The following is a 3,869-nucleotide window of genomic DNA, read 5'->3' on the forward strand; positions in this document are numbered from 1 at the left end:
CACGCCGCCGGGCGTGCCCGTGACGACGCCGCTCAGCCTCACCGCCGTCTCAGGCACGATCTCGATCCGCGACGGCTCATGCCCGGCGATGAATTTGTAGATCTCGCGAAAGGCGCGCGGATGATACGCGGTCTCGCGATGATCGACCGCGCCGAGCACCAGATTGGTCGCGCCTTTCAGCGCCGGGCCTTCTGATGTGACGTTGGTCGGCGTGCCCGGCTTGCCGACGAAGCGGCCGTCGGCCTGGGCATATTTATCGATGCCGTCGCTGCGCAAGGTCAGGAATGCGGTGCCGGCAGTCACTTCGCTGTCGCCGTCGTTCAACCCGCGCAGGAACGGACCGCGCCCGTTGAACTCGTTGCCGAGCCCGTCGTCCCATGCGTAGACACCGTGATTGGGCGTGCCGCACAGCACCGCGTGGCTGATGTCGCCGCCGCCACCATTCTTGATGAAGTTGCGGATCGCATTGCCGCCGCGGGAATTCCCGACCAGCGCGATGCGCGCGGCGCCGCTCTTTTGCTTCAGCTCCCTGACCGCCTCGGCGAGCTCGCGGCGCTGGTCCTCGGTCGAGGAGCGGCCCGCCTGCTCGACCTTATCGTCAGCGCGCGCCAGGGGATCGGTGAAGTTGATCGCAGCCATGCGCTCGCGCGGCAGGCCATTGGCTTCCATCCGCCAGAGCGTCGTCATCCAGAGGGCGGCGTGATCGCCATTGCCGTGCACGAACAGGATCGGCGGGATGTCGCCGACGGGCGCCGGCTGGGCCAGCGCTGGGACGGAAAGACGGCCCGCCAGCAGCGACAAGGCGCCGGCCCCTTGCAAAAATCTCCGCCGCGACAGCGCCATCGGTCCCCTTCCCCAACCCTTCCTGAGGTCTTTCAGTGCTTTAGCTGTGTCCTATACCCGCCAAGGATACCGTAATCGCTGGACAGGGCACGCGTTTCGCGGGCATCAGTTGATGCAGCCGGAATCATTCGACAATTCATAGCAGGCCAACCGGAACCGGATATGACCGAACCGCGGAAGCGTCCCGACAGTATCACTGCACCGTTGCGGCATTCAATCTTCCGGCGAATCTGGCTCGCCAGCCTGCTCTCCAATCTCGGCATCCTGATCCAGGGCGTCGGCGCCGCCTGGGCGATGACCCAGATGGCCTCGGAGGCCGACAAGGTCGCGCTGGTGCAGACCGCGCTGATGCTGCCGGTGATGCTGATCTCGATGCCCGCCGGCGCCATCGCCGACATGCATGACCGCCGCATTGTCGCGCTGGTGTCGCTTATGATCGCGCTCTCCGGCGCCACCACGCTGACGGTGCTGGCCTGGCTCAACCTGGTGACGCCGAACATCCTGCTCGCGCTGTGCTTCGTCGTCGGCAGCGGCATGGCGCTGTTCGGCCCGGCCTGGCAATCCTCGGTCAGCGAGCAGGTGCCCACGGAGACGCTGCCCGCCGCGGTCGCGCTGAACGGCATCAGCTACAACATCGCGCGCAGCTTCGGTCCGGCGATCGGCGGCATCGTGGTCGCCTCCGCAGGCGCCGTGGCGGCGTTCGCCGCCAATGCCGTGCTGTATCTGCCGTTGCTCGTCGTGCTGTTCCTGTGGAATCGCGTCAGCGAGCCGTCGCGGCTGCCGCGCGAGCGGCTGAACCGCGCCATCGTCTCCGGCGTGCGCTACATCACCAATTCACCGTCGATCAGGATCGTGCTGACCCGCACCATGGTGACCGGCATCATCGGCGGCTCGGTCTCGGCGCTGATGCCGCTGGTGGCACGCGACCTCTTGCATGGCGGCGCGCAGACCTACGGCATCATGCTCGGCGCTTTCGGCATGGGCGCGGTGATCGGCGCGCTCAACATCAGCGAGATCCGCAGCCGGCTCAGCGGCGAGGCCGCGATCCGCGTCTGTGCGTTGACCATGGGCGCGGCGATCGCCGCCGTTGCCGTGAGCAAGCAGCCGGTGATCACCGCTGCCGCGCTGGTGGTCGCAGGCGCGGTGTGGATGCTGGCGATCGCGCTGTTCAATATCGGCGTGCAACTCTCGGCGCCGCGCTGGGTAGCGGGCCGTTCGCTTGCGGCATTTCAGGCCTCGATCGCCGGCGGCATTGCGATCGGAAGCTGGTGCTGGGGCCGCATCACGGATATGGGCGGCGTCGAGATGGCGCTGTTGATCTCCGCCGGTCTGATGCTGCTGTCGCCGGTGCTCGGCATCTGGCTCAGGATGCCGCCGATCGGCGCGCGCAACGAGGACGCCACCGACACACTGGCCGATCCCGAGGTGCGGCTGCAACTGACCGGGCGCAGCGGGCCGTTGGTGGTCGAGATCGAATACCGGGTGTCACAGGACAAGGCCCGCGCCTTCCACAATGTGATGCAGGACGTGCAGCTCAGCCGCCAGCGCAACGGCGCTTATGGCTGGTCGATCGCGCGCGACATCGCCGATCCCGAATTATGGACCGAGCGCTATCATTGCCCGACCTGGCTGGATTTCCTGCGCCAGCGCAACCGCGCCACCCAGATCGAGCGCGAACTGCATCAGAAGGCGGCCGACTTCCACATCGGCGCCGAGCCGATCCGCGTGCGCCGGATGCTGGAGCGTCCGTTCGGCTCGGTGCGCTGGAAGGACGAGACCCCGGACCGCGCCGCCAAGGAGGTGATCCCGGTGGTCGCGACCGCGGCGGGAAGCAGCACATAATCTTTGGTCGTCATTCCGGGGCGCGCGAAGCGCGAGCCGGGAATGGCGACGGTCAGAATTACTGCCCGTTTTCGGCGAGCGTCTGCTGGCAGGCCTTGCTGAGGCGGCTGCGGTGTTCCTTCAGGCAGGCCAGCACGACCTGATCGCCCTCGCTGAGATGGGCGCGGCAGAACCGCGAGGCATCGCGTGAGCAGGCATCACGCCCCTGCTGCTGTGCCGAAGCGGCCGACGTCAATAGAACCAGTGGAACGACGGCAAACAGAAATCGGATCATCTCTCAAAGCCTCGAAGGAATAGAACGCTGATTCTATAGCGTTTCAGAGCCGCGAAGAAGCTTGAAACGGCGAACCGAACCGGCCGGCTCCGCCCTGAGGTGATCACCCGGGCACGGCTCGGCGTCCCGTCACCTCATTCGATGCCGCGAATCACTCGGCGGCCGCCCTGCGCTGCGCGGCGAGATCGCGATCCAGCACGACGCGGCAGCCGCTGGTCAGCTGGGAGCGATTCCTGACCATGCAGGCGGTGATCCTGGGGATGTTCGGGATCTCCGCGCTGCACAGGCGGAACGCGTCCCCCGAGCACATCTGCTGCGCCTCGGCGCTGAACGCGAAGGTTGCGGTCGACGACAGCAGGGACACCGTGGCCGCAACGGCCAACGCGACGCCGGCCCTGCGACCGTGAACCCGGTTTTTGAAAATGCTGGTCATGATCGGCTCCCATCGGCGCCGCAGATGGCGGTGCCCTTGTTTGATGGGTCCAATCCTGCCCGGGAGCGAGCTGACCGACCGTGATGGTCATCACGTATGGATAAGGCCCGCTTTTTCTTGTCGTTCCGGCGCCTTGTTGGGACCGCGTTAAGACCTTGTTGGCATTAATCGCTCGTTACGGCTGTGGCGTATCCTTAAGTTCCGAGAGAGTGTGTAGCGATGCGTAGTGCGTTGGGCCTGATGCTGGCCAGTGTTGTAGCGGCGATTGTGATCGCCGGCGTGTGGTTCTGGACCTCCTCCCCGCGTGCCGACGCGGCTCCTCCGCAAACCGCGGCCGCAGCCAAGGCCGATCCGCTCCCTGCGGCGGCAAAACAGGCCGCCAAGGACGATGTCGAGACGACCGCTGCGCTGTCGAAGCGCGCCGACGCCACCCAGGCGGCAGCTCCGGCGGCTGCCCCCGCTGCGGCACCGGCTCCG

4 protein-coding genes and 1 pseudogene are annotated in these 3,869 nt (G+C 66.6%); 2 read left to right on the forward strand and 3 right to left on the reverse strand.

Translation table 11 applies throughout. The features are described 5' to 3' along the window. Nucleotides 1–843: esterase/lipase family protein (locus tag H8A95_RS41915; protein ID WP_476727262.1), on the reverse strand; the 843-nt coding region annotated here is incomplete at its 3' end. 162 nt (nucleotides 844–1,005) lie between these two features. Here H8A95_RS41915 and H8A95_RS41920 point away from each other — a divergent pair. Next, nucleotides 1,006–2,685, forward strand: a complete 1,680-nt coding sequence (locus H8A95_RS41920; protein ID WP_229188295.1) for an MFS transporter — start codon at nucleotides 1,006–1,008, stop codon at nucleotides 2,683–2,685. 58 nt (nucleotides 2,686–2,743) lie between these two features. Here the strand turns inward: H8A95_RS41920 and H8A95_RS41925 are convergent, their stop codons facing one another. Together H8A95_RS41925 and H8A95_RS41930 are read right to left on the reverse strand one after the other, a co-directional pair. Further along, the gene (locus tag H8A95_RS41925; protein ID WP_229188296.1) at nucleotides 2,744–2,959 is read right to left on the reverse strand and encodes a cysteine rich repeat-containing protein; all 216 of its coding nucleotides are present in this window, start codon (nucleotides 2,957–2,959) and stop codon (nucleotides 2,744–2,746) included. Between the two features lie 151 nt (nucleotides 2,960–3,110). Beyond that, nucleotides 3,111–3,392 carry a hypothetical protein gene (locus tag H8A95_RS41930; RefSeq protein ID WP_229188297.1) on the reverse strand — a complete coding sequence of 94 codons (282 nt, stop codon included), beginning with the start codon at nucleotides 3,390–3,392 and terminating at the stop codon, nucleotides 3,111–3,113. Between the two features lie 219 nt (nucleotides 3,393–3,611). Here H8A95_RS41930 and H8A95_RS41935 point away from each other — a divergent pair. After that, a pseudogene (locus tag H8A95_RS41935) lies at nucleotides 3,612–3,869 on the forward strand (polysaccharide deacetylase family protein); the annotation flags it as partial.

Origin of the sequence: Bradyrhizobium oropedii (genome assembly GCF_020889685.1) — a bacterium.
GTDB lineage: Bacteria > Pseudomonadota > Alphaproteobacteria > Rhizobiales > Xanthobacteraceae > Bradyrhizobium > Bradyrhizobium oropedii.